Raw genomic sequence first — 23,250 nt, forward strand, 5'->3', positions numbered from 1 at the left:
ATAGTGTGTTTTGTAGCGCTATTTTGCTAATATTAAGTTTCAACGTAAAAGGAAACCTATTTGTGGAAAAACAGCTCGATTACGACAGTGTTAGCAACAAGTTATCGCAACACGGCATAGTAGTAGATGGCGCCGAAGTTCACGGTATTTTATGTGGCATGTTGTGTGGCGGTATGTCGCTAACCGATCAGAAGTGGCTTTCTGCATTAAGTGACACTATTCATCAAGGTGAAAACTTCAACGATGCCACCACGCATCTATTGAACACACTGTTCAACCAAACGTGTCAGCAATTGCTTGAGCCTGAGTTCGCCTTACAATTAATGCTACCTGACGACCAAGCGCCAATTAATGATAGAGGCGAAGCACTGATTAACTGGGTGCATGGTTTTATGTTGGGGTTTGGCTTACATCAGCAAGACCTTATGCAGTGTTCTGCCGACGTGAAAGAAGCGCTAGAAGATTTTGCTGATATCGCGCGTATGGAAGAGCCTATGGAAGCCGATGAAGAGTCAGAGCGTGCTTTATTCGAAGTCATGGAATACGTGAAGATTTCCGCTATTTTATGCTTCAGCGAGTTAGGCCAATCGTTACTTGATGATCAGCAAGATAAACCGTCCGTTCATTAATTTAATAATCTCAAGCTTGTTGGAACGCGTAAGTAATAAAACGTTGTTCCGTAAGGCACGAGTGAAGTGACAAGCAAGAGTAATGTTGCAAATAGCATTAATGTCATTGGATGTATGAGTTTTATAATATTGATGAAGAAAGGCGAATGAGATGATTAGTGCGCAAGAATTTATCGCTCGTCAAGATAGGCTGTTGGCGCAATGTTTACCTAACAGTGTTTGTGTTATTCCGGCTGCGGGGCTAGTGACTCGAAGCCGAGATACTGAATACCTGTTCAGACAAAACAGCGACTTTTGGTATTTAACTGGATTCGAAGAAGCTGACGCGTGGTTAATTTTGTCGAATCATCCACGCTATGGCGAAAGCTATCGGGCTATGGTGTGCTTACCCAAAGATAAAGACGCTGAAATTTGGCAAGGCAGACGTTTGGGTGCAGAAGCGGCACTAGCGCGCTTTAGCCTAGATGAAGCGTTTGAACTGTCTGAATTAGGCGATGCTTTGCTTGAATCACTTCAAGGCCAAGACCATCTTTATTTCGCCTTAGGTGAAAACGATAGCGCCGACGCACAAGTTAATAGCGCCCTTGCTACTTTGCGTAATGCACCTAAAGAAGCCTTAGCACCTACTTCTATTACAGACGTTCGCCCCATTTTGCATGAAATGCGCGTGTTTAAATCGGCCTGTGAAGTCGCCATGATGAAAGCCGCGGCAGAAATTACGGCAAGTGCACATAAGCGCGCAATGCAATATGCAACACCTGGCTGCTTTGAGTATCAACTTGAAGCTGAACTTCATCATGAGTTTGCAATGGCAGGCGCTCGCGCACCGGCGTATAGCACGATAGTGGGCAGCGGTGAAAATGCCTGTATTTTGCATTACACCGAAAATTCATCTCAAACTAAAGACGGCGATTTAGTGCTTATTGACGCTGGCGCTGAATTTCAAGGTTACGCCGCTGACATTACCCGTACTTTTCCCGTTAATGGTAAATTTTCTGCGCCCCAAAAAGCAATTTACGAATTGGTATTAAAAGCGCAAGAAAGCGTGTTAGCTATGCTTGGCCCGGGTATCACGTTAACGGATGCCATGATGCATAGCGCTGAAGTGATTACTGAAGGTTTAGTCGCCCTTGGTGTATTGAAAGGTTCGGTAGCTGAAAATCTTGACGACAAAGCATGGCAGCAATTTTATATGCACGGGCTTGGGCACTTTTTGGGTTTAGACGTGCACGATGTAGGAAACTACAAAATTAACGGTCAAGACCGCTTATTAAAACCTGGCATGGTGCTAACCGTAGAGCCGGGTATTTATATTGCCAGCGACAGCGATGTGCCAGAACAGTACAAAGGTATTGGCGTGCGTATTGAAGATGATGTTGTGGTTACCGCAACAGGCGTAGACATACTTACCGCAGACGTTCCTAAAACCGTGCAAGAGATCGAAGCGCTGATGCAAACAGCCAAAAAAGAAAGTAAGAAAGAGAGTACGAAAGAAGGTTCAAAAGCGTGAACCAGCAGGATGTAGTGATTGTAGGTGGCGGTATTGTAGGTTGCGTATTGGCGAAAGGCTTATCTGAACAAGCCGGCCTTTCGGTGACTTTGGTCGATGCAGCCAGCCCTTCGAATGCAGCTAGCTTGTCCAAGACAAGCAGCACTTTTAATCCGTTAACCGACACACGAGTAATCGCCCTTGCTAGACGCACAGTAAATGAATTAAACGCCATGGGGGTAGGCTTAGCTGAGCTTGCAAAGCAGAACCAAGGCAAAATTGAACACATTGAAGTAAGTGATAAAGGTGGTATTGGCCTAACGAATTTATCGTGCAGTGAATTTGGTATTAACACCTTTGGTCAAGTGGTGTCGCTAAGTGCACTTACCCATAAAGTGATGACGCAAAGTAAGCAGTATCAACACATTGCGCCAGCCACGGTTACTGACTTAAAACGCGAAACTGATGCAACGGTAGTTACGCTTGATAACGGCAGCACCATTAATGCAAAGCTGCTGGTAATTGCCGATGGCGGCCGCTCTTCACTTGCCCAGCAAGTAGGGCTTACTCGCCACACTGATAACTACGAACAAGTGGCTATTATTTTCAATGCCCATACTAGCGAGCCTCATCTCAATAAAGCCTACGAGCGTTTCACCAAAAATGGCCCCGTAGCGTTTTTGCCTTTCGACAGCGAAATAAACGGGCATGTGGCGAAAGGAAACGGGTTCTCGGTAGTATGGACGGTTGCAAAAGATCACGCGGAATCACTTATTCAACTTAGCCCTGAAGCCTTTATTCATCGGTTACAGCAAGAATTTGGTTACAGGCAGGGGCAAATTACCGCAATCAGCGAATTAGCCAGCTATCCACTAGCCTTGAGTTACACCGATTCATTAACCGCGCACCGTGCAGTAGTAGTAGGTAATGCTGCCCAAGCATTGCACCCCATTGCGGGGCAAGGGTTTAACCTTGGCCTTCGAGATATTATTACGCTGGTAAATACGCTGAAAGGCGTGACCGATCCCGGAGAATTTAACGTACTCAACGAATACGCTACTAAGCGTAACAAGGACAGAGCCGCCACCATTACTTTGACCGACACGTTAGTACGTACGTTTTCAAATCGCCATTTTCCGCTAGTGGCTGCAAGAAACATGGCACTGACTGCATTAAATATGATGCCAGCGGCCAAACGTGCTTTTGTGCAGCAAACCACCGGATATGGGCGCAGCGCTTAAGTGATATAGTTAAGCTATGCGCGAATAGGTAGCACCATAAATAGGTAGCACCATAAATAGATAGCACCATAAATAGATAACACCATAGTAGAGTTTGGATTAATAGTTGTAAGCAGCATAAATAGAAAATAAGAGAGCCGATATGCAACATGCCGATATCGCCATTGTAGGCGGTGGAATAGTAGGGTTAACCCTGGCCGTAGCGCTTAAAGACGCCCCGTGCCGCATCGCTATTATAAATAAAGGCTCTATAGACCAGCCTCTTGGCGACAAACCAGGCGCACGTGTAAGCGCCATTAATCAGGCCAATATTAACGCGTTAAAAAAAGCCGATGTTTGGCAGCATATTGATGAAAGCAGAGCCAACCCGTATAACGCGATGCACGTATGGGATAAAGACAGCTTCGGTGATATTCACTTTGCTGGTAACGATACTCACTTTGTGGATAACGGCACTCACTTCGTGGGTAACGATACTGGGGGAGGGGAGCTTGAAAGCGATACCTTGGGCGTTATCATTGAGAATCAGGCGTTAATAAATGGCTTAGCTCATTCGGTATTAAAGCAAGAAAACGTTGTGGTAATTGATACCACTATAGAGCGCGTATTAAGTAGCCCGCAGCAAAATATGCTAATGCTAGAAAATGGCGATGCGCTATCGTGCAGATTATTAGTGGGCGCCGATGGCGCTAATTCCTTCGTGCGCAAACACGCTAACTTTCCTATTACATTCCGCGATTACGAACACACCGCCATTGTTGCTAATATTCGTACTCAGCAACCTCATGAAAACGTGGCGCGCCAAGCGTTTACGCCAACAGGGCCGTTAGCCTTATTACCTATGCGCGACTCTAACGTGTGCTCTATTGTGTGGTCGCAAACCCCCGATGCGGCCAAAACGTTGCAAGAGTATTCCGATAGCAAATTTTGTAATGCGCTAGTAGCAGCAAGCAATAATGCATTAGGTCCTGTAACGTTAGAAACCTCTAGAACTGCATTTCCACTTACTATGCGCTATGCCCGTGAATGGGCCAAAGACGGCGTTGTGCTGGTGGGCGATGCTGCCCATACTATTCACCCACTTGCAGGGCAGGGCGCTAATTTAGGCATGCAAGACGCATTAGCATTGGCCGCATTATTAGGCACCCTGCTAGAAGCACAAAAAGACATAGGCCAGCTTCGCTACTTGCGCCCTTACGAACGAGCGCGTAAAACCGAAGCAATGAAAATGATTGCCGCTATGGATGGGTTTAAATTCCTATTCGCTGGCAACGACCCCCTTAAAAAGTTGATTCGCGGTGTCGGCCTAGCCGCTACCGACAAACTTGGCGCGGTTAAACAGGCATTTGTTAGCCACGCAATGGGTTTGTAAATACAAGTTCACCTTTATCGATTTCAAATTGGCTGCAAATAAGAGCAGCCAAATGCACCTCAATCATTGAGCTAGGCGCTTTATAACGATACTCTTAAGCTATCCGTTTTATAAAAGCGCCTAAATTAATGATAATTCAACAATTTATTCAGAAAGTCGCCTTTTCATCTTTGATGGCGATCTGCACTTCACTTTCTTTTTCCGTTTTAGCTAACGCAGAAATAGCAGCTTCTAAGAGCGGCGATCCCGCACAAACTATCGGTATCACCGCTAGCATTACTGATGCCGATTTAGACCTATACCGCACTCATGTAAGTACCTTAGCAAGCGACAAGTTTGAAGGCCGCGGGCCCTTGTCAGCTGGCGAAACCCTTACCGTTAACTATCTGGTTGAAGCCTACAAAGCCCTTGGGTTAAAACCCGCTTTTGGCGATAGCTACACCCAGCCTGTGCCATTGGCAAAAATTACGCCCTCGAGTGATATGGCGCTAACGTTGGGCCAGCACACCTTTGCCGGTGGCAGTGCATTTACCGCTAGAACCCAACGAATAGTTAAAGATATTACATTAAAAAATAGCGATGTTATTTTTGTGGGGTATGGCATTAATGCCCCTGAATATAATTGGAATGACTACGCGGGATTAGACGTAAAAGGAAAAACGGTGGTCATGCTAGTAAACGACCCCGGTTTTGCCTCAAAAGACCCTGATTTATTTCAAGGTAATGCCATGACTTATTATGGACGCTGGACATACAAATACGAAGAAGCGGCTCGCCAAGGCGCTGAAGCGGTATTTATTGTTCACGAAACCATGCCAGCAGGTTATGGCTGGGGCGTAGTTGAAAATTCGAATTCAAATACCAAGTTTACTTTAGTGGATAACAATAAAAACTTGTCTCAAGTTGGCGTAATGGGATGGTTACACCTCAATACAGCACGTACTGTATTTGAACAAGCTGGGCTAGATTACGCCACGCTTAAAGAGCAAGCATCAGCGCCTGGGTTCAAAGCTATTCCTATGAATGTAAAGGCTTCGTTGACCTTTTCAAATACCATCACGCATGCTCAATCACAAAACGTAGCAGCCATTTTGCCTGGCGCGTCTGCACCTGATGAGTGGGTAATGTTACACGCCCATTGGGATCATCTGGGTAAAAGTGAGAAAAACGGCAAAACGGTGATTTATAATGGCGCGGTAGACAATGCCTCAGGTGTGGCAGGTGTGCTAACCCTGGCCAATAGTTTGGTAGCAAAAAGCAAGCAAACACCGTTTGAACGCACCTTAATGTTCAGTGCGTTTACTGCTGAGGAAACCGGCTTGTTGGGGGCTGAACACTTTGCCAAAAATCCGCCTATTCCAACTGCTAAAATGGTGGCGTTTTTAAATATAGACGGCATGAACGTGAACAATGCGGTTGATTACATTTTACAGTACGGCGAAGGCTATTCTTCACTAGAAGATGATTTGCGTACAGGAGCGGCTGCACAAGGACGTTCGGTTAAACTGGATCCACGCCCACAAAATGGTCTGTTCTTTCGGTCTGATCATTTCGCGCTTGCCCGCCAAGGTGTGCCTTCGTTATTGTTTATGAGCTTAGGCGATACAGACCCTAACTTCATTGCTAAACGCTACCACAAAGCCGATGATGATTACCTACCAAGTTGGTCTTTGGGCGGAGTGCAGCAAGACTTAGCCTTAATTGGCACTATGATGTCAGATTTAGCGAACAGCCAACAATGGCCGGTTTGGAAACGAGACTCTGATTTCAAGAAAAAACGTGAATTGGATACCGCCGCGGCCAACGCATCAGATGCGGTTCAGTAAGCGTAGATTCAGTATGTGTGTATATACACGTACATCTGGTAATGCCTGTAACACGAAGTTAGCAACAAAAAAGCGAATCTATATCGATGAACTGGGTCTTTTACACCCTAGGCGCGGTAGTCTTACAAACCGTTCGTAATGCCCTGCAAAGCAAACTTAGCACCCACGTAGATACCGTGGGTGTAACGCTTTCTCGGTTTCTATTCGCGCCACCTATTGCCCTTATTTACGTGGTGGCGCTGCATACAACATCGCCACAGCAGATACCTAGCTTTAGCCACGCTTTTATGATTATGGTTTTACTCGCTTCGGTGCTGCAAATAGCTGCCACGGCATTTATGGTTATGCTGTTCAAACAAAAGAACTTTGCCATAGGTGCAGGACTAGCTAAAAGTGAAGCGCTGGTAGCCGCTGTGCTGGGTATGCTTTTCTTTGGTAGCTATTTAACCTTGCTTGGTTGGATAGGCATTGGTATCGGAGCCGTGGCCGTCTTTGTATTAAGTAGCGGGAATAGGGCTAAAGGCTTAAGCTTAAAAACCCTAATGATAGGGATAGCGTGCGGAACGTGCTTTGCACTTACCTCGTTATTCGTAAGAGAGGCCAGTCATATGCTTGCCATGCCATTTGTGCATGGAGCCGCATGGGTGCTTTTATGGGTGCTATGTACACAAGCCATTGGGTTAAGTACGTATATACTCTTTACTAATCCAAATGTTTTTAAGCAGCTATTTGACCGATTCACCCATACGTTGGTGATCAGTACGATAAGCTGCCTAGGATCTATATGCTGGTTTACTGCTATGGCACTTCAGCATGTCGCTTTGGTGAAAACATTAGGTCAATTAGAAGTATTGTTAACCCTATTGTTAGCGCACTATTGGCTTAAACATAAAGTGACTGTTCAGGAAATAGCTGGCTTATTCTTAATTGCGATTGCCGCAGTGCTTGTTATGTGGGCGTAGACAAAGCCTTTACCACGTTTATTACTAAAGGAATAATAATGAAAAAACGCGATTTTCTTCGACTTTCAGGCGCGGCAGCATTAGCTCCTTTGGCGTTAACGCCACTGACCAGCCTTGCCGCTGCCAATGCAACAGGTAGCACTAAAGGCAATTCGTTATCGTTACAGCCAATTACCTCAAGCGTTTCTCCTATTACCAACGCCGAGCGCGAAGCGCGAATTAAAAAGGCGCAGTCGTTAATGGCCGAAAATGATATGGCAGCAATGATAATAGAGCCGGGTGCAGCCATGGATTACTTCTCGGGTATTCAGTGGTGGCGAAGCGAGCGACTCACCGCGTTAGTTATACCGCAAAAAGGTGAGGTTGGTGTGGTAACGCCTTATTTTGAGCAACCCAGTGTTTTGGAAAGCTTGAAAGTAGGCGACGATGTTCGCGTATGGCAGGAACACGAAAGCCCCTTTGATGTGGTTGCCAGCATTTTGAAATCTCGCGGTATTACCAAAGGCAATATTGGCTTTGAAAGCAGCGTTCGCTACTTTGTGGTTACAGGGGTAACTAACGCACTGCCTAATATGAATATTGTGGCGGCAGAGCCGGTTACTCGCGGCTGTAGAATGTATAAAACCACCGCCGAGCTAACCTTGATGCATAAGGCGAATGAAGTAACGCTTCGTGCTTACGAGTATGTATTTAGTCAGCTAGAAATCGGCATGAGCCAAACGCACGTGAAAAGCTTGATGAAAAGTGCACAACAGCAGCTCGGCGGCAGCAGCCCTTGGTGTTTAGCATTATTCAACGATGCCAGTGCGTACCCGCATGGCACTAATGCAAAACAAACCATTAGTGAAGGCTCAGTAATATTGCTCGACAGTGGTTGTAGCGTTCATGGGTATCAATCTGACATTAGCCGCACCTTAGTGTTTGGCAAAGCCTCGCAAAAGGTAGTAGATGTATGGAATACCGTGCGAGAAGGCCAAAACGTTGCATTTGCGGCGGCTAAAGTAGGTACGGCTGCGGGCAAAGTAGACGATGCGGTGCGCGCTTATTATGTTACCCAAGGCTACGATAAAGACTATGCTCTACCTGGTTTAAGCCACCGTACCGGCCACGGTATTGGAATGGAAGGACATGAAAGTGTGAACTTTGTGCGCGGCGAAACCACGCCACTTAACAAAGGCATGTGCTTTTCGAACGAACCCGGCTTGTACATACCCGGCAAATTCGGCGTTCGCCTAGAAGATTGCCTATACATGACAGACAAAGGGCCGGCTTATTTCACCGAGCCGCCAGAAAGCATTGAAAAGCCGTTAGGGCGTTTAGTGCCATTAAGCGCATAGCCCTTAAATGCGTAGCGCCTACATTTTTATCGAAGTTTAGGCGCTTACGCGCTGTTTTTTAATCTTGATGTAATAAACTCTGCCAACGTTTTACTAATAACGGGGTGTTGGGTGTCTTGGTTAAATAAACAAATATTCACTCTGCCTAGCTTTGGCAGTTTAGGGTGATTAAGGGGCGATACGTTTTGCGGCAAACTGGAACGGGCAAGGGCGGTAATGCCTAAGCCTTGTTGAATAGCGGCCACTAGGCCACTTAAGTCTGCGTTGGTGTAGGTAATTTTCCAAGCAAAGGTTTGCTGCTTTAATTGTTCTATAACGCGGCTTCGGTACATACAACCATCAGGGGCAAGTACCAGCGAAATATTGTCACCTACAAACGGGCGGGTGGTATCACCTACCCATACTATTTCATCCTCTAAAACCACTTCCCCTTCAGTATCTTCATTAGGGTTTACCAGCGCTAAAATTAAATCGAAGTGATCGCGCTGGCTAGGGTGCAGTAAGTCGCGGCTAAGAGATGAGGTAACTTCAAGGGATACATCTGGGTAGCGGTTAGAAAATTCACCAATAAGCCCAGGTAGTAGCGTTGATGCAAATTCGTTGGGAATACCCAAGCGTAAACGGCCGCTTAATGGCGCTGGGATCAGGCTTTTAAAGATGTTGTCGTTAAGCTCTAGTAGTTCCTTTGCTTTAGGATAAAGCCAATTACCATCGGCGCTAGGTAAGTGTCGTTGCCCTACTTTGGTAAACAGTTTTCGCTCTAGTTGGGTTTCTAGCTTTTTAATTTGTAGGCTGATGGCTGGCTGAGAGCGACCCAAAAAGTCACCCGCTTTAGCATAGCCGCCAAGCTCTATTACACTGACAAAGGTGCGCAAATTATCTAGCGACAGCTGCTTCATTAAGATTTGAATTCCTGATGTAGTAAATCGTATACATTACCTTTATAAATGTATTGATAAGAATTTTCAATTTGTTGTGTGTTATTTCACTCACTATACTCGATAGCGTTTTCTACCCTTACCTAAGAGAAAGTGGAATGTCTAACACCACCGCCCTACATGCAAAGCACCTAGAATCTGGTGCCAAAATGGTTGATTTCTTTGGCTGGGATATGCCAATTAACTATGGTTCTCAAATAGAAGAGCATCACGCTGTTCGCCAAGATGCGGGCATGTTCGATGTGTCGCACATGACCATCGTTGATGTAAAAGGCACACAAGCTAAAGCATACCTTCAACACCTTCTTGCAAACGACGTTGCTAAACTTCAAGTAAAAGGCAAAGCGCTATACAGCGGCATGCTTAATGAAGAAGGCGGCGTGGTAGACGATTTAATCGTGTATTACTTCGATGAAACTAATTATCGTCTAGTAGTGAATTCAGCCACACGCGAAAAAGACATGAACTGGCTAAATAGCAACGCCGAAGGTTTCGACGTATCTATTACCGAACGCCCAGAGTTCGCCATGATTGCTGTGCAAGGCCCCAACGCCAAAGAAAAAGCCGCTACGCTTTTCAGCGCTGCACAAAAAGAAGCAGTTGCAGGCATGAAGCCATTCTTTGGCGTACAAGCTGAAGATTTGTTCATTGCTACTACGGGTTACACCGGTGAAGCAGGCTACGAAATTATGGTGCCTACCGCGCAAGCAGCCAGCTTCTGGCAAGACTTGTTAGACGCAGGCGTGAAACCGTGTGGTTTAGGTGCACGTGACACCCTTCGTTTAGAAGCAGGCATGAACTTGTACGGCCAAGATATGGATGAAACTGTATCACCACTAGCCGCAAACATGGGCTGGACTATTACGTGGGAACCAGCAGAGCGTAACTTTGTTGGCCGCAGCGCACTAGAAGCACAGCGTGCAGCCGGTACCGACAAGTTAGTTGGCCTAGTAATGACAGATAAAGGCGTGTTGCGCCACGGTCAAAAAATTAAAACCGAAAGCGGCGAAGGCGTTATTACCTCGGGCACATTTTCACCTACGTTAGGTCATTCTGTCGCGTTAGCACGCGTACCTTCAGATGTAGGCGAAACGGTTGAGGTGGAAATGCGCAAAAAGTGGGTTACAGTAAAAGTGGTTAAGCCCTCCTTTGTTCGCAACGGAAAAAGTGTTTTATAAGTTAACAGAGAATAACAGGAACGATTATGAGCAACATTCCAACAGATTTACGTTACGCATCTACCCACGAATGGGTTCGTCCAGACGGCGATGGTGTTTTCACAGTAGGTATTTCTGAGCACGCTCAAGGCTTGCTTGGCGATATGGTATTTGTAGAACTACCAGATGTTGGCGACACTGTAAGTACTGGCGACGATATCGCTGTTGCTGAATCGGTTAAAGCGGCTTCAGACGTTTACGCGCCTATTAGCGGCGAAGTAGTTGGCGTTAATGAAGAGCTAGAAGATTCACCAGAGCTTGTAAACTCAGACCCTTACGGCGATGGCTGGTTATTCAAAATTAAAGCAGATGATGCCGAAGAAGTTGAAGGCTTATTAGACGCTGAAGGTTATGAAAACAGCATTGACGAAGAGTAATTCGTTAGTTGCTTCTGAACCGGAGCGTAGTAATCAGTAATTAATAAAAAGGGGCTTCTAATTAGCCCCTTTTTATCTTTACGTTTTTATTTGTGTTTTATCCTGCCTTTCGGGGCAATACATTGCGAGTGCTTAACAACGTTATGTCGAATACTTCCCCTACATTAGCTCAACTAGAGCAAAAAGACGCATTCATTCGCCGCCACGTAGGCCCAGGCGAAGAAGAAATTCAACAAATGCTGTCGGCTATTGACGCAACATCGTTAGACGATTTAATTGCGCAAACCGTACCGGCTGGCATTGCGCTACCTGAGCCGCTTAAAGTAGGCGAAGGGGCAACTGAAGTAGATGCATTAGCAGCATTGAAAGAAGTGGCTGGCAAAAACACGGTTAATCGCTCGTTTATTGGTATGGGCTATTACGATACCCACGTACCCAATGTTATTTTACGCAACGTATTAGAAAACCCAGGTTGGTACACAGCATACACGCCTTATCAGCCAGAAATTGCCCAAGGCCGTTTAGAAGCCATTCTTAACTTCCAACAGTTAACCATTGATTTAACCGGCTTAGAATTAGCGTCTGCTTCATTACTTGATGAAGGTACCGCAGCGGCTGAAGCCATGGCATTGGCCAAGCGCGTATCTAAAAACAAAAAAGCCAGCAGCTACTTTATTGCTGATGACGTACACCCACAAACACATGACGTAGTAGCCACACGCGCTGAAATGTTTGGTTTTGGTATTATTACCGGCCCAGCAAGCGAAGCGGCAAACCACGACGTATTTGGTGCGTTGTTACAATACCCAAGCACCACCGGTGAAGTAACCGACATTTCCGATATTATTGCAGCAGTACAAGCGAAAAAAGGCATAGTGGCAGTAGCCGCCGACTTAATGAGCTTGGTAATGTTAAAATCGCCCGGTGAACTAGGCGCAGACGTTGCCCTAGGTAGCGCACAACGCTTTGGTGTACCTATGGGATACGGAGGCCCACATGCTGCCTTCTTCGCAACACGCGACAGCTACAAGCGTTCATTACCTGGCCGTATTATTGGCGTAAGTAAAGACACTCGTGGCCGCCCAGCACTTCGTATGGCGCTGCAAACCCGCGAGCAACATATACGCCGCGAAAAAGCCAACTCAAACATTTGTACCGCACAAGTATTGCTAGCTAATATGGCCAGCTTTTATGCCGTATACCATGGCCCTAAAGGCTTAAAAACTATTGCTCAGCGCATACACCGCTTAACCAGTATTTTAGCGACAGGCCTAACGAAAAAAGGTGCAGCCCTTAAGCACAGCACTTACTTCGATACCCTAACTGTATTGGTAGATAACAAAGAAGCAGTACTAAACAAAGGCTACGAGCATGGGTTAAACCTACGTGCCGACCTAGAAGGCGCAGTAGGGGTTTCTATTGATGAAACCACCACCCGTGAAGACGTTGCTACTTTGTTTAACGTTATTCTTGGCAGCGACCACGGCCTAAGCGTAGAAGCGCTAGATGCCGAAGTAACTACGCAGCCAACTAACGCTATTCCAGAAAACCTAGTACGCACTAGCGATATTCTTACGCACGACGTGTTTAACCAGTACCATTCAGAAACTGAAATGCTGCGTTATATTAAAAGCCTAGAGAATAAAGATTTAGCCTTGAACCACTCAATGATTTCATTGGGGTCGTGTACCATGAAGCTAAATGCTACTGCGGAAATGATTCCCGTAACTTGGGCAGAGTTCGGCCAAATTCACCCGTTTGCACCACTAAACCAAGCAGAAGGCTATCAAGAAATGATTGCCGAGCTAGCCGAGTGGTTAATTAACGTAACGGGGTACGATAACCTTTCTATGCAACCTAACTCAGGTGCACAAGGTGAATACGCAGGCTTGTTGGCCATTCAGCGTTACCATGAAAGCCGCGGCGAAGGGCACAGAAACGTATGCTTAATTCCAAGTTCAGCACATGGTACTAACCCAGCATCTGCGCAAATGGTTAGCCTGAACGTAGTGGTAGTGAAGTGCGACAACAACGGTAACGTAGACATTGCCGACCTTCGCAAGAAAGCTGAAGAAGTGGGCGATAACTTATCGTGCGCTATGATCACTTACCCATCTACCCACGGCGTGTACGAAGAAACCATTCGTGAAATGTGTGAAATTGTGCACCAGTACGGCGGCCAAGTGTATATGGATGGCGCGAATATGAACGCGCAGGTGGGCATTACCTCACCGGGTTATATTGGTTCAGACGTATCACACTTAAATCTACACAAAACTTTCTGTATTCCACACGGTGGTGGCGGCCCAGGTATGGGGCCAATTGGTGTTAAATCGCACCTTGCGCCTTTCTTACCAAACCACACGGTAGTGAATATTGAAACAGCCGGTAAAGACTGCGGTGCGGTTTCGGCAGCACCATGGGGCAGTGCGTCTATTCTGCCAATAAGCTACATGTACATTAAAATGATGGGCTCGGCTGGCCTACGTAAGGCAACTGAAGTAGCCATACTTAACGCCAATTACGTAGCTAATGCCTTAGAAGGACATTACAACGTATTGTACAAAGGCCAAAACGGTCGCGTAGCGCATGAATGTATTATTGACCTGCGCCCATTAAAAGAGGCCAGTGGTGTAACCGAAGTAGACATAGCAAAACGCTTGAACGACTACGGTTTCCACGCGCCAACTATGAGCTTCCCAGTAGCCGGCACGCTAATGATTGAGCCGACTGAATCGGAAGCTAAGTACGAGCTAGACCGCTTCGTAAACGCCATGATTAGCATTCGCCAAGAAGTGGCGAAAGTAGAAAGCGGCGAGTGGGATGCTACCGACAACCCACTACACAATGCACCACATACCCTAGCCGATATTTGTGACAACGACTGGAACCGCAGTTACGACCGCAACCTAGCGGCGTACCCTGCACCAGAAGTACACAGAAACAAATTCTGGCCAACAGTTAACCGAATTGATGATGTATTCGGGGACCGTAATTTGATTTGTTCTTGCCCTAGTATAGAGAGTTATATTGAGGGGTAGGGGAGTGCCCTACTAGATACTTCAAGCCCACTTCTTAGTGGGCTTTTTACACATTAGCGCAAGGTTTTGAGGGGCAGTTTTCGGCCAATAGCGGACATAACACGAACGGCAAATAAGAGCGATAAACGGTCGCTCATCAATCAACTTACCATAGTCAGTTTCAGACAAACTGCGGACGATCGGGGTGAAACGATCTAGCCACGTTTTAAATAAATGACTGGCCACATTTACTGAGCCACTACGTAACGACCTATAGCAGGATCATAGTATCGTGCTTGCATATAAATTAGTACGAACTACGATCCGTCAACCATTTAATGTATATATTTAAAAGTCATCGTACATTTATTGCTTTAAACAGATTTTAGCTGGGTATCAAGTTAGCGCTAATGGTTAACTTCTTTTAATTGGGTTTGACACTTTATCTCTGACGTTTGTTGTTAACTCAATTATTTTGCAACCTTCCGCTTGGTCTAGTTTATCAATCAACTTTGGGTGCATAATAACTTCAGCGCCTTGCAACTCAATTACATCTACTTCGTAAGAATTTTCATAAACTTTTTGCCAACTTCGAAAAACTACAACTTCTTCCCCAGTGTCATCAGTTAACGTAAATAGACTATCCGGTTTCAAATTTAGAGCTGATATTAGATTTGAATGAGGGATGATTATTTGAATTTTGCCTAGAAATGTCCTGTAGTCAGCTATTCCAAAACATAGCCCCATTGGAATATCTAATCCATTAATCGGGGAACTTTCCCAGCTAATATCATCCGCCGTGAATATTGGGGCAATACCCTCTGGAGCAGGAGAGTCATCGGGTTCTATTGCTAAAGCGGATTGGACTTCAACCTTTTCTTTCGCTTCTTTGGAATAGCCCCCTTTATCAAAAAGCCATTGTTGCTCGATATATGCAGCTCTTATCCAGCCTCTATATGGGCCGCTGCTCATAATGTAAGTAAATTCGTTTCTTTTGCCTGTCTCTTTAAGTTCAACGGGGAGAGGATAGTTTTCTCTAGCGCATTGAAGCTCGTGAAATGTGATATAGACTTCTACGTCTGGAAGAAGTGATACTGCCAAATCAATTGCTTCAGATGTATCTGAGAACACTTGCTGCTCAATTTCTAAATTGTTAAGCACCTCATTAGTAGTAATTTCTGCTAGTTCCTCGTTCCAACCAAGAACTTGAACACCGGGGTAGCAGTCTCCTCTTTCTCCGTGTTGTAGGTGTAACCGTACCTTCCATTGTTCTTTATTAAATTTGGATTTTGTAAGTCTGTGGTTAAGAGTGTCGGTATAGGCTTGGGCGAATTTATCCCAAACTGAACTTAAAAAAAATGTTTTCCTCGATTTATCCATTGAAAGAAGTTCGGGAACAAACCTTTTCTCTAATGGTTTCTTAGTCATATCAATTTTATAATCTTTATGTTTGTAGTCAGTAATTTGTTTTAATAAAGCCCTAGCGGAATTTTTTACAATCCATAAAGGCGAATCTGCTAACAGCTCTAGCGTTGCTGTTATTTTTTTAGTTATGGAATAGCTCACAGTGTCATATCTTAGTAACAGGGCTAACAATACTTCCAAAGATGTAACAAGTGTCGATTCAGTAAGATACCAACTCAGAGGTTTAATCAAGTTCGAATCAGCAGTTTCGATTAAGTGTTTTATTGCTAGCATTGCTTGATGTTTAATTGCTATGTATGGAGAGTCTAACTTTGCTAGGAGAACAGCTATGATTCCTTCCTGTGAAGACCAGCCCCGTGACTTCGCAACAGGTGTTGAGTTTAACCAACAGTAATCATCCTCTTCAGTTAGAGGTAATCGATGCTTTATGACTTCATACGCGGCCCACCAAGCTTGATTAGCATCATCGTATAAGCCGATACTTGACAGCCTACAAATAATACCTTCCGTAATTCCATGATTGTAACTGCTGGCAGATAATAAATGACCAACACCTCTTGCATATATGTTCAGCGCAAGCTCTTTATTGATCTCAACTGCCTTTAAAAGGTGATGTTCTGTTAACTCATCACCAATGTTTCCCCAGCCCCTATTTCCTCTTCGATACACATGCGCAAGCGTATAAGCAATACAAGACAATTTACGTTTCTTTAAACGACTAAATCCTTCTGCTAAATCTATGATTGGGTGATGATCAGACATGTATGCCGTATGTGCTTTTTCAACAAATAACAACAAAAACTCTCCAGCTTGGTGCTCTCCATTGGCTTCAGAATATTCGTACAATGAATAACCAAAATAATTTATGAAGGAGTCTAAAGATACTCGCCCCCTAGAATCCATTCTTTCGGTAACAAAATTTATAGTTTTTCTAAACTCAGTCTCTTTGCTGTTAGAAAGAGCACTGCTTAAAGGTAATCTGATTAGCGGGGTTATTTTCTGTCGAATGCAACCTGAAAAGTTATCTGATTTTAAATATTCGGACTTCTTTTCTTTTGGCTTTAGCGAAACTTTTCGATTGAAGTTCAAGGAATGTGTTTCTGCAAATTTTTCTAATTGTGGCAAAACCTCTTCAGGGTATTTGGATGAACTACCAAGATAACGCTTAACTAAGTTTTCAAAGTACCTTGTGCCGAGCTTTTTATCATCATTTAAGAAGTCTTCAATTATTTTCAGCTCTTCATTAATTCTTTCTTTTGCATCTCCTTCATACCTGAAGTTGAATTCGGTAGTGCAAAGAACATGGTAAGCTATTGGATCAATTGATTTTTTAAAATATTCGTCAAGCACGGTGTGCGTTGCAGTATCTAATACCCAACTGACACCACCGTCATAGTCGTGGAGAGTGCCACTTAATACTTCTAGAGCTATGTTTAAATTTGAACGACAGAGACTTGAAAACCAATTATTGATTGCATGTTTTGTTTCCCTGCCATCGGTATGTCTGCGTAAAGCTTGAGCCAATGGAAGAGATTTAAGAAATGCATCTTTTCCCGTTGACCAGTTTGGCTTAGCGATGGAAGGCAAAGAGTTCAATATTCCATTAATGGTAACATCTTTTCGCCAACCATAAGCGCACAGGTATTGCGCGATTTTCCGCCATTCTTGCTTGGATTCATCATGAAAGCCAAATGAAGAAAGCAAATAAGCTAAAGACATACCTATCTCAGCATGGCTTTCAAAGTAAGTACCGGAGGATTCGAAGTCCTTCACAACTTCCATGCAAAACTCCAAAATCTCATTTTGAGCACATTTTAAGTGACTTATGGCACATAACTGTGTAAGTAAGGGGATTGTTTGTATCGGCCCTGACTCACTTCTATCCATAGATGTCCCTGTTTCATCCATAGCTATTTTTACGCAGCGAATACACTCTTTAAATTCTTGCTCTGTATTGGTCAACTGCAAGCCATCAATAATTGACTTAATTATTAGCGGTTGAACACGGTACAGATCGCAAGAGCGAGGCTCCCCTTTGAACGGAGCTGTATTCTCAGAGATAAGTTTGAAGATTTCTGTAATTTTTAAAGAATTATTAGAAGTGCGGTACTCAGCTAGTCGAATTAAAAACTCTAGCCATTGAGAATACCAATTATCACCTTCCCTTACCCTTTTTAACTCTTCTTCATAACACTTTGGGTTAATATGAAGGGACAAAAACCACTCTAGAATATTCTCATATTCAGGTGAATATTTTCCAACCGAAAGGTCTATTTCGCTTGGTTTTTGGGAAGTAGCTGTACAATTTTTTGGATCAGCACCAAGCGTTAGGCAAAGTTTAATTTTATCTCTACTTTTCAAATACCCTATTGCTTGATCTGCTTCGGAAGCCCGTTTTTTCCCAGTTTCACCCTCAGCTCTGCATAAATGAGCCACTCCTAAAATTGAACTATTATTTATACATCTATAACGAGATAGAAATTTTGCTAACCTTAGGCTTATATCGATGTCAAAATAGTTTTGTAACGCTGTGATTAATTCATAAATGTAATCCTCTTCTAGAGCTTTTCGTTGTTTTAGAAGAAATTTAACTAATCTTTTGTAACCTACTAGCCTTCCTTTTGTCGCTAATAGTCCTTTGAATCGATTTATAGAATGTTGGAAGCTATCTTCATAGTCAGTGTTACTCCCTGACTGAGTAGAAGAATTACTGACTTTTTCCGAGGAGTCTTTGGAAAGATACTCTCTCCAAGGAGCAACATGTTCAGCATCTGCTATAAGAGCACACACAGCTAGTCCTATACTGGTAGGCAAAGTTGGTTGCCCTTCGAAAAGTAAACGTTCTGCTGTTAATTCCGCACCGAAAACCTTTGTAAAAGTTTCCCAGTAACTTAATTGGTCGTTAAGTTTTTCTTCAAAGCAAGTGTGCAAAGAACGTTTTAATTCGGCGAGCCTTGTTAAGGCTGCCCAATTATTAAGCTGAGATGCTACTTCTAAAGCTATCTCAAGATTCTTTTCTATCGCTATTTCGGTATGGCCGAATTCAAGACTTTTAGAAACAAATTCGGTTGTAACCAGTTCCATGACTTTATGAGCTTCTTTTTGCCGTCTAAGTAATACAAGTAAAAAGCGATAAGATTTTGCGGATTTGAAAAAACCAATTTTAACAAGCCACTCAGTTATTGGTTGTAAGATATCCCTAATGTGAACCGTATTAGGTTGACTCTCAACAACAAATCTCCTGAAACTCTCATGGTAAATCCTTACGCCACCTTGCCCTGTAACGTCGGTTAGGATAGGTGATAAATGCTTGATACTTGAGTCTACGATAGGAGATAGTAATGGCGAAACTTGCTTCAGTTCTTCAATTGATATTCCAAAGTCTATTAGTCCCAAAATGTTAGCTATTAATAGCGTTCCATCATCTTTATTTGATAATAGATACTGATAATACGAAGTTACATTTCCATTCAAGCTAGGTTTTAAATCAAGCCAATCATCTAAATCTTTGTCTGTATTTATATCATTGCTATTGACTAGTTCCTTTGCCAGAAAAGTGGCATATAGTGGATTACCATCTGATCTTATCAAAACTGCATCTGTTACCTTTTTAAAGGAAATAGATGCAGCGCTATCGCAATAGTAAGGTATGTTAAGAGAATGCATCAGGTCTTCGATTTCGAATCGATTCCAAGATGGTACAGAATTCAGGTAAACACGTTCGCCTAGAGACTCAGTTATTTTTTTTATATGCTCGCCGGGTTGCGAGCCAAGTATTAAAACGACATTATCTGGAAGTGATAAACTACAAATTTGGCCTATTATATCAGTGTCAGAAAAGCTTAATTGTCCCGCTTCAGACAAAATCCTGCTTATATGGTCTAAGCCATCTACTATAAGTACCACTAGTTCTTCTTGCTCAGATGCAACTTTGATAGCTTCATCTAATGATTCGAAAGTGGATGAGTATCTAGAAGTAAGGTTATCTCGTAACTCCGTATTTTTGCTCGTTAGTTCATATAGCAAGTTAGCAAACAAACTTTCCGTACTGATTCGTCTCTCTAATTCTTCATCTCCCGGTTCAAGATAACAGTAATGTTTTGCTACACATATCCCTTGCTCTTCAAGCTTTTCTGACAGCCGGGTTAGGCTCCAAGATTTTCCTGCTCCGGGGCTACCCAAAACAACTTGGTGATTTAACTTTTTTGCATTAGAAATAAGCGATGTTTCGAAAGAATCTCTGTTAACAAAAACATCAAAGTTGACAGGGAAACTCTGATTGATTTTTCCAAAATCAGTTCTCAAACCTAGCTCTAATTCGATGCTAGTAGGTGTATGAGTTGCGTTTTGAGTTCTTGCCAAATTAGCGAGGGAAATTGCTAAAGCTGAAAAGTCAACAGGGTCTCTGTCCTGATTTGGGTATGAACCTACACCTACTTTATGCTTAGCTAAATTTATGAGTTCTTGCTCTAAGATACTTGGTTCAATTAAGGTTTCGCTAGAAATAGGAAGGGCTAGTTCAATCGTAAAAGCATCGCAAAAATCAATGAAACTTAATCTGTCGTATTTTTCATTTTGTAGAGGCTCCCAAATAGGAGCTGCATTAATAGGCCAAATGGCGTTAGCATCCAACTTAAAACTAATGCTTGAGGTGCTATTCATACTTTTTAAAGTTCGATCTTCACGCAAATAGTTCCTATCTTCAGGAGCTAACCACGTAGCACATAAAATATAGAGGTCTTCATTACTATCAGACTGAAGAAAACTGTCGAATAATAAATCAATTCGAATGTCAGATGATTTTCGAAGTAACTGAGAATGATGAAACTGTTTGCTCTCATTTCTACTGGATTTTACTTGGTAGTGTGTAGCGATAGGCCCCTTTTGAATATGTAGATCGTCAAATATATCCCCTTCAAAGCGTTTTTTATCTACAGAAATGCTTTCATACCTTTCGCTAAGACATCGCATAAAAAAATATGCAGTAAAAATATCTTGATAACGATAGCCCTGATGAGCTGGGGTTAATCCACGACCTTTCAAACTAAATCCTTATTCTAATATGTGACTTCCTGAAATAGGTTGTAATCTTGAATAAATTCAAACATTCATATGCTTTATGACTCTAGGAACTTCTAGGTTAATTTACAACCAGCGTGTTGTTACGATACGACCGTTTTACGAAAAAACAATTATACGCAACAGGATTGCTGTTTGATAACTTATTCTGAGGTTAAAGAAAGTTACACCCTTATATATTCGATATTTACTACGCCCGAATTCAAGGTTTATAAATAAAGGGGTCAGAGTCTGAGGGATCCCCACGCGAATAAAGGGGTCAGAGTACATTATCCCTCAAAAACTCTCAGCCCTCAGTTTTTGGAGGGCGCCCTAATTTTTCGTTTTTTAGGGCGATACCGGTTAGGTTTTCAATTTGTTGTTTAAATTTATTGTTACCTAATACTAACTCTTTTTTTGAGCAGTATTGAATATTACCAATAAGTGTTTGGGAGATTTCAGTTTCGAAAAGTGCACGGTAGGCTTTCATGCGCTCAGTTTCAGTTTTCCCTAAAGATAAATATACTCCATGGGCACTGCATAGTGTCGATTTTACCCCTAACGCGTTTATTGAGTAGCTAGACCATTTATATTCAGCTGGGTCTAACACCATTTTCGCCCTTACAGGGTTGAGTTCAATGTATCTGTATACGGTAAGCAGATATTTTTCTGAATCTACCAAGCTAGAGGTAAATCTACCTTCCCACAGGGTTCCAGTCCGCTTGTATTTTTGGTTAAAGTACCTAACATACATGCGCCCTAAAGACTGCATCATAGCGCTCACACCGCGGTTATCATCTTTAGGGGTGCAAAGGAGGTGGGTATGATTAGTCATTAGCACCCATGCATGAATGCTAACATCAAATTGTAGGGAAAATTTCTTCAACCAGTGGATGTAAGCAATGTAGTCACTCTCACAGGCAAAACAAATTGACCGGTTATTGCCTCTTTGAATAACGTGCTGTGCAAAGCCTACTGGTGCTAGTCGTCTTTTCCTGGCCATTTCTAAATCTGCCCTATTGAATTTTTACTTATCACGATGGATAAATTCAGCTTTAGCTACAACCCTGTACCAGTTAAAACTAATCTAAAAGACAGTGATGAAAAGTTGGGACGGTAGGCATTTATACAAAATAAAAGTACTCTGACCCCTTATTCTTGACCCCTTATTCTTTGGCTAATTGGTAGATTTATTGTTACCTCACGCGAGTAAAAGGATAAATACCGTTAAGTAAAAATCAGACTTACGCACACATCTACTTTTAAAGACAATCTCAAAACAGGTAAAGTTATCTGCATCAATAACCTAGAGCAGAGTCGTCACGCATGTCATTTTTCCATTTCTAAAGATGACTGTCTTGCTTATTATGTAAACCTATAGTTTTATGATTCACGTCGATATCGCAATATTTAAATTAGAGAAAAGTAAATGAATGGAAAAGTCGAACAAATAAAGGAACTTGTAAAGCTAAAAGAAAGCGGCGCATTGTCTGAAGGTGAATTTCAGAAACTTAAGCAAGAATTGTTGGCAAGCGAAACCGAACAAGATTTAAAAGCCCAAAAACCCAACAATACAATTAGAAACCTCACTATCGTTACACTTGCCCTACTAATTATTGGAGTGGCATATTATTTTTTGATATTTGATGCGTCGAATAAAAAGCAAGTAAACAAAAATACCATTAAAGAGAGTGCTTCTGTGGAGTTTTCTTTCTTAGGTTCATGGGCAGGTGTAGGGTATCAAAGTGGCGGATCTAAATGGACAATTAAGGTGGTTTTGAATGAAGGCGATTATCGCATTGATTACCCATCATTAGCTTGCGGAGGGCCTTTAACGTTGATCTCAAAATCGACAAATAGAATGGTTTTTAGAGAAAGTATTACCAGAGGCGTAGGAAAATGCACTGATGGTGGGAAGCTTATAATATCAAGAATAAACAACAACGAATTGAAATGGTTTTGGTTAGATAGCAATGATGAAAGCGAGGTCAGTTCTCGCGTTTTTCGTTATGAAACACAAAGTGAATTTGATCAAATAATTAATTTGATGGATCCTAGCCTTGGTTTGAAAGCGGGTGATTGCGCGCAAGTGAACTTTGTTGGAAAGGGACTGTTTAATTCTGGTGAAAGAAACACAGTACGAGGCAGGCTTACCTATACTGGGTCGAGTAACGCTTTTATGAAGATAGTATCTATGTCTAATGGCAGCCTTTATTATGATGGAGAAACCCGTTACATAGGTAATGAAATAGAAGTGCCAAAGTCCTGGATAAATACCTGCGACTAAATGTTGCAAACTGTCTTTTTGACTGAAGCGCAATAACAGTAAAACCATTACATGATGGCCTAATAACGACGA

General features: G+C 43.0%; 14 protein-coding genes. 11 read left to right on the forward strand and 3 right to left on the reverse strand.

Going from position 1 to position 23,250, the window contains the following annotated elements:
* Positions 1 to 62 precede the first annotated feature (62 nt).
* The 7 genes from R1T43_RS05685 to R1T43_RS05715 all read left to right on the forward strand — a co-directional run bounded on the left by R1T43_RS05685 (position 63) and on the right by R1T43_RS05715 (position 8,856).
* Positions 63 to 629: a UPF0149 family protein gene (locus R1T43_RS05685; protein ID WP_317353793.1), complete on the forward strand. Its 567-nt coding sequence runs from the start codon at positions 63 to 65 to the stop codon at positions 627 to 629.
* 151 nt (positions 630 to 780) lie between these two features.
* Entirely contained in the window at positions 781 to 2,139 is a 1,359-nt protein-coding gene (gene pepP, locus R1T43_RS05690; protein ID WP_317353795.1) for a Xaa-Pro aminopeptidase, read from the forward strand.
* Positions 2,136 to 3,359: a 2-octaprenyl-6-methoxyphenyl hydroxylase gene (gene ubiH, locus R1T43_RS05695; RefSeq protein ID WP_317353798.1), complete on the forward strand. Its 1,224-nt coding sequence runs from the start codon at positions 2,136 to 2,138 to the stop codon at positions 3,357 to 3,359. Before pepP ends, ubiH begins: the two co-directional genes overlap by 4 nt.
* A gap of 142 nt (positions 3,360 to 3,501) precedes the next feature.
* Positions 3,502 to 4,731 (forward strand): FAD-dependent monooxygenase, encoded by a 1,230-nt coding sequence (locus R1T43_RS05700; RefSeq protein WP_317353801.1) that lies wholly within the window; start codon positions 3,502 to 3,504, stop codon positions 4,729 to 4,731.
* A gap of 128 nt (positions 4,732 to 4,859) precedes the next feature.
* Positions 4,860 to 6,557 (forward strand): M28 family metallopeptidase, encoded by a 1,698-nt coding sequence (locus tag R1T43_RS05705; protein ID WP_317353804.1) that lies wholly within the window; start codon positions 4,860 to 4,862, stop codon positions 6,555 to 6,557.
* 86 nt (positions 6,558 to 6,643) lie between these two features.
* Positions 6,644 to 7,519: a DMT family transporter gene (locus tag R1T43_RS05710; RefSeq protein ID WP_317353807.1), complete on the forward strand. Its 876-nt coding sequence runs from the start codon at positions 6,644 to 6,646 to the stop codon at positions 7,517 to 7,519.
* Between the two features lie 38 nt (positions 7,520 to 7,557).
* Complete coding sequence (locus R1T43_RS05715) at positions 7,558 to 8,856, forward strand: Xaa-Pro peptidase family protein (protein ID WP_317353808.1); 1,299 nt, start codon at positions 7,558 to 7,560, stop codon at positions 8,854 to 8,856.
* Positions 8,857 to 8,900: 44 nt separating this feature from the next.
* On the opposite strand, the gene R1T43_RS05720 is transcribed toward R1T43_RS05715, so the two are convergent.
* Positions 8,901 to 9,755: a LysR family transcriptional regulator gene (locus R1T43_RS05720; protein ID WP_317353811.1), complete on the reverse strand. Its 855-nt coding sequence runs from the start codon at positions 9,753 to 9,755 to the stop codon at positions 8,901 to 8,903.
* A gap of 137 nt (positions 9,756 to 9,892) precedes the next feature.
* Between R1T43_RS05720 and gcvT the strand changes: the two genes are divergently transcribed.
* The 3 genes from gcvT to gcvP all read left to right on the forward strand — a co-directional run bounded on the left by gcvT (position 9,893) and on the right by gcvP (position 14,429).
* Positions 9,893 to 10,972: a glycine cleavage system aminomethyltransferase GcvT gene (gcvT, locus tag R1T43_RS05725; RefSeq protein ID WP_317353814.1), complete on the forward strand. Its 1,080-nt coding sequence runs from the start codon at positions 9,893 to 9,895 to the stop codon at positions 10,970 to 10,972.
* Positions 10,973 to 10,998: 26 nt separating this feature from the next.
* Positions 10,999 to 11,388 carry a glycine cleavage system protein GcvH gene (gcvH, locus tag R1T43_RS05730; RefSeq protein WP_057790052.1) on the forward strand — a complete coding sequence of 130 codons (390 nt, stop codon included), beginning with the start codon at positions 10,999 to 11,001 and terminating at the stop codon, positions 11,386 to 11,388.
* 143 nt (positions 11,389 to 11,531) lie between these two features.
* Positions 11,532 to 14,429, forward strand: a complete 2,898-nt coding sequence (gene gcvP, locus R1T43_RS05735) for an aminomethyl-transferring glycine dehydrogenase (RefSeq protein ID WP_317353816.1) — start codon at positions 11,532 to 11,534, stop codon at positions 14,427 to 14,429.
* A gap of 393 nt (positions 14,430 to 14,822) precedes the next feature.
* On the opposite strand, the gene R1T43_RS05740 is transcribed toward gcvP, so the two are convergent.
* Together R1T43_RS05740 and R1T43_RS05745 are read right to left on the reverse strand one after the other, a co-directional pair.
* The gene (locus R1T43_RS05740; RefSeq protein WP_317353818.1) at positions 14,823 to 20,876 is read right to left on the reverse strand and encodes an ATP-binding protein; all 6,054 of its coding nucleotides are present in this window, start codon (positions 20,874 to 20,876) and stop codon (positions 14,823 to 14,825) included.
* Positions 20,877 to 21,198: 322 nt separating this feature from the next.
* On the reverse strand, positions 21,199 to 21,894 hold the full coding sequence (locus R1T43_RS05745) for a transposase (protein ID WP_317353820.1): 696 nt from the start codon (positions 21,892 to 21,894) through the stop codon (positions 21,199 to 21,201).
* 426 nt (positions 21,895 to 22,320) lie between these two features.
* Between R1T43_RS05745 and R1T43_RS05750 the strand changes: the two genes are divergently transcribed.
* The gene (locus R1T43_RS05750) at positions 22,321 to 23,178 is read left to right on the forward strand and encodes an SHOCT domain-containing protein (protein WP_317353823.1); all 858 of its coding nucleotides are present in this window, start codon (positions 22,321 to 22,323) and stop codon (positions 23,176 to 23,178) included.
* The last annotated feature ends 72 nt before the right edge of the window (positions 23,179 to 23,250 follow it).

Origin of the sequence: Alteromonas sp. CI.11.F.A3, assembly GCF_032925565.1 — a bacterium.
Lineage (GTDB): Bacteria > Pseudomonadota > Gammaproteobacteria > Enterobacterales > Alteromonadaceae > Alteromonas.

Coding starts and splice junctions, on each gene's coding strand:
- gcvH (WP_057790052.1), top strand. CDS start 10,999: ATGAGCAACATTCCAACAGATTTACGTTACGCATCTACCCACGAATGG.
- R1T43_RS05700 (WP_317353801.1), top strand. CDS start 3,502: ATGCAACATGCCGATATCGCCATTGTAGGCGGTGGAATAGTAGGGTTA.
- R1T43_RS05745 (WP_317353820.1), bottom strand. CDS start 21,894: ATGGCCAGGAAAAGACGACTAGCACCAGTAGGCTTTGCACAGCACGTT.
- gcvP (WP_317353816.1), top strand. CDS start 11,532: ATGTCGAATACTTCCCCTACATTAGCTCAACTAGAGCAAAAAGACGCA.
- R1T43_RS05750 (WP_317353823.1), top strand. CDS start 22,321: ATGAATGGAAAAGTCGAACAAATAAAGGAACTTGTAAAGCTAAAAGAA.
- R1T43_RS05715 (WP_317353808.1), top strand. CDS start 7,558: ATGAAAAAACGCGATTTTCTTCGACTTTCAGGCGCGGCAGCATTAGCT.
- R1T43_RS05705 (WP_317353804.1), top strand. CDS start 4,860: ATGATAATTCAACAATTTATTCAGAAAGTCGCCTTTTCATCTTTGATG.
- gcvT (WP_317353814.1), top strand. CDS start 9,893: ATGTCTAACACCACCGCCCTACATGCAAAGCACCTAGAATCTGGTGCC.
- pepP (WP_317353795.1), top strand. CDS start 781: ATGATTAGTGCGCAAGAATTTATCGCTCGTCAAGATAGGCTGTTGGCG.
- R1T43_RS05710 (WP_317353807.1), top strand. CDS start 6,644: ATGAACTGGGTCTTTTACACCCTAGGCGCGGTAGTCTTACAAACCGTT.
- R1T43_RS05720 (WP_317353811.1), bottom strand. CDS start 9,755: ATGAAGCAGCTGTCGCTAGATAATTTGCGCACCTTTGTCAGTGTAATA.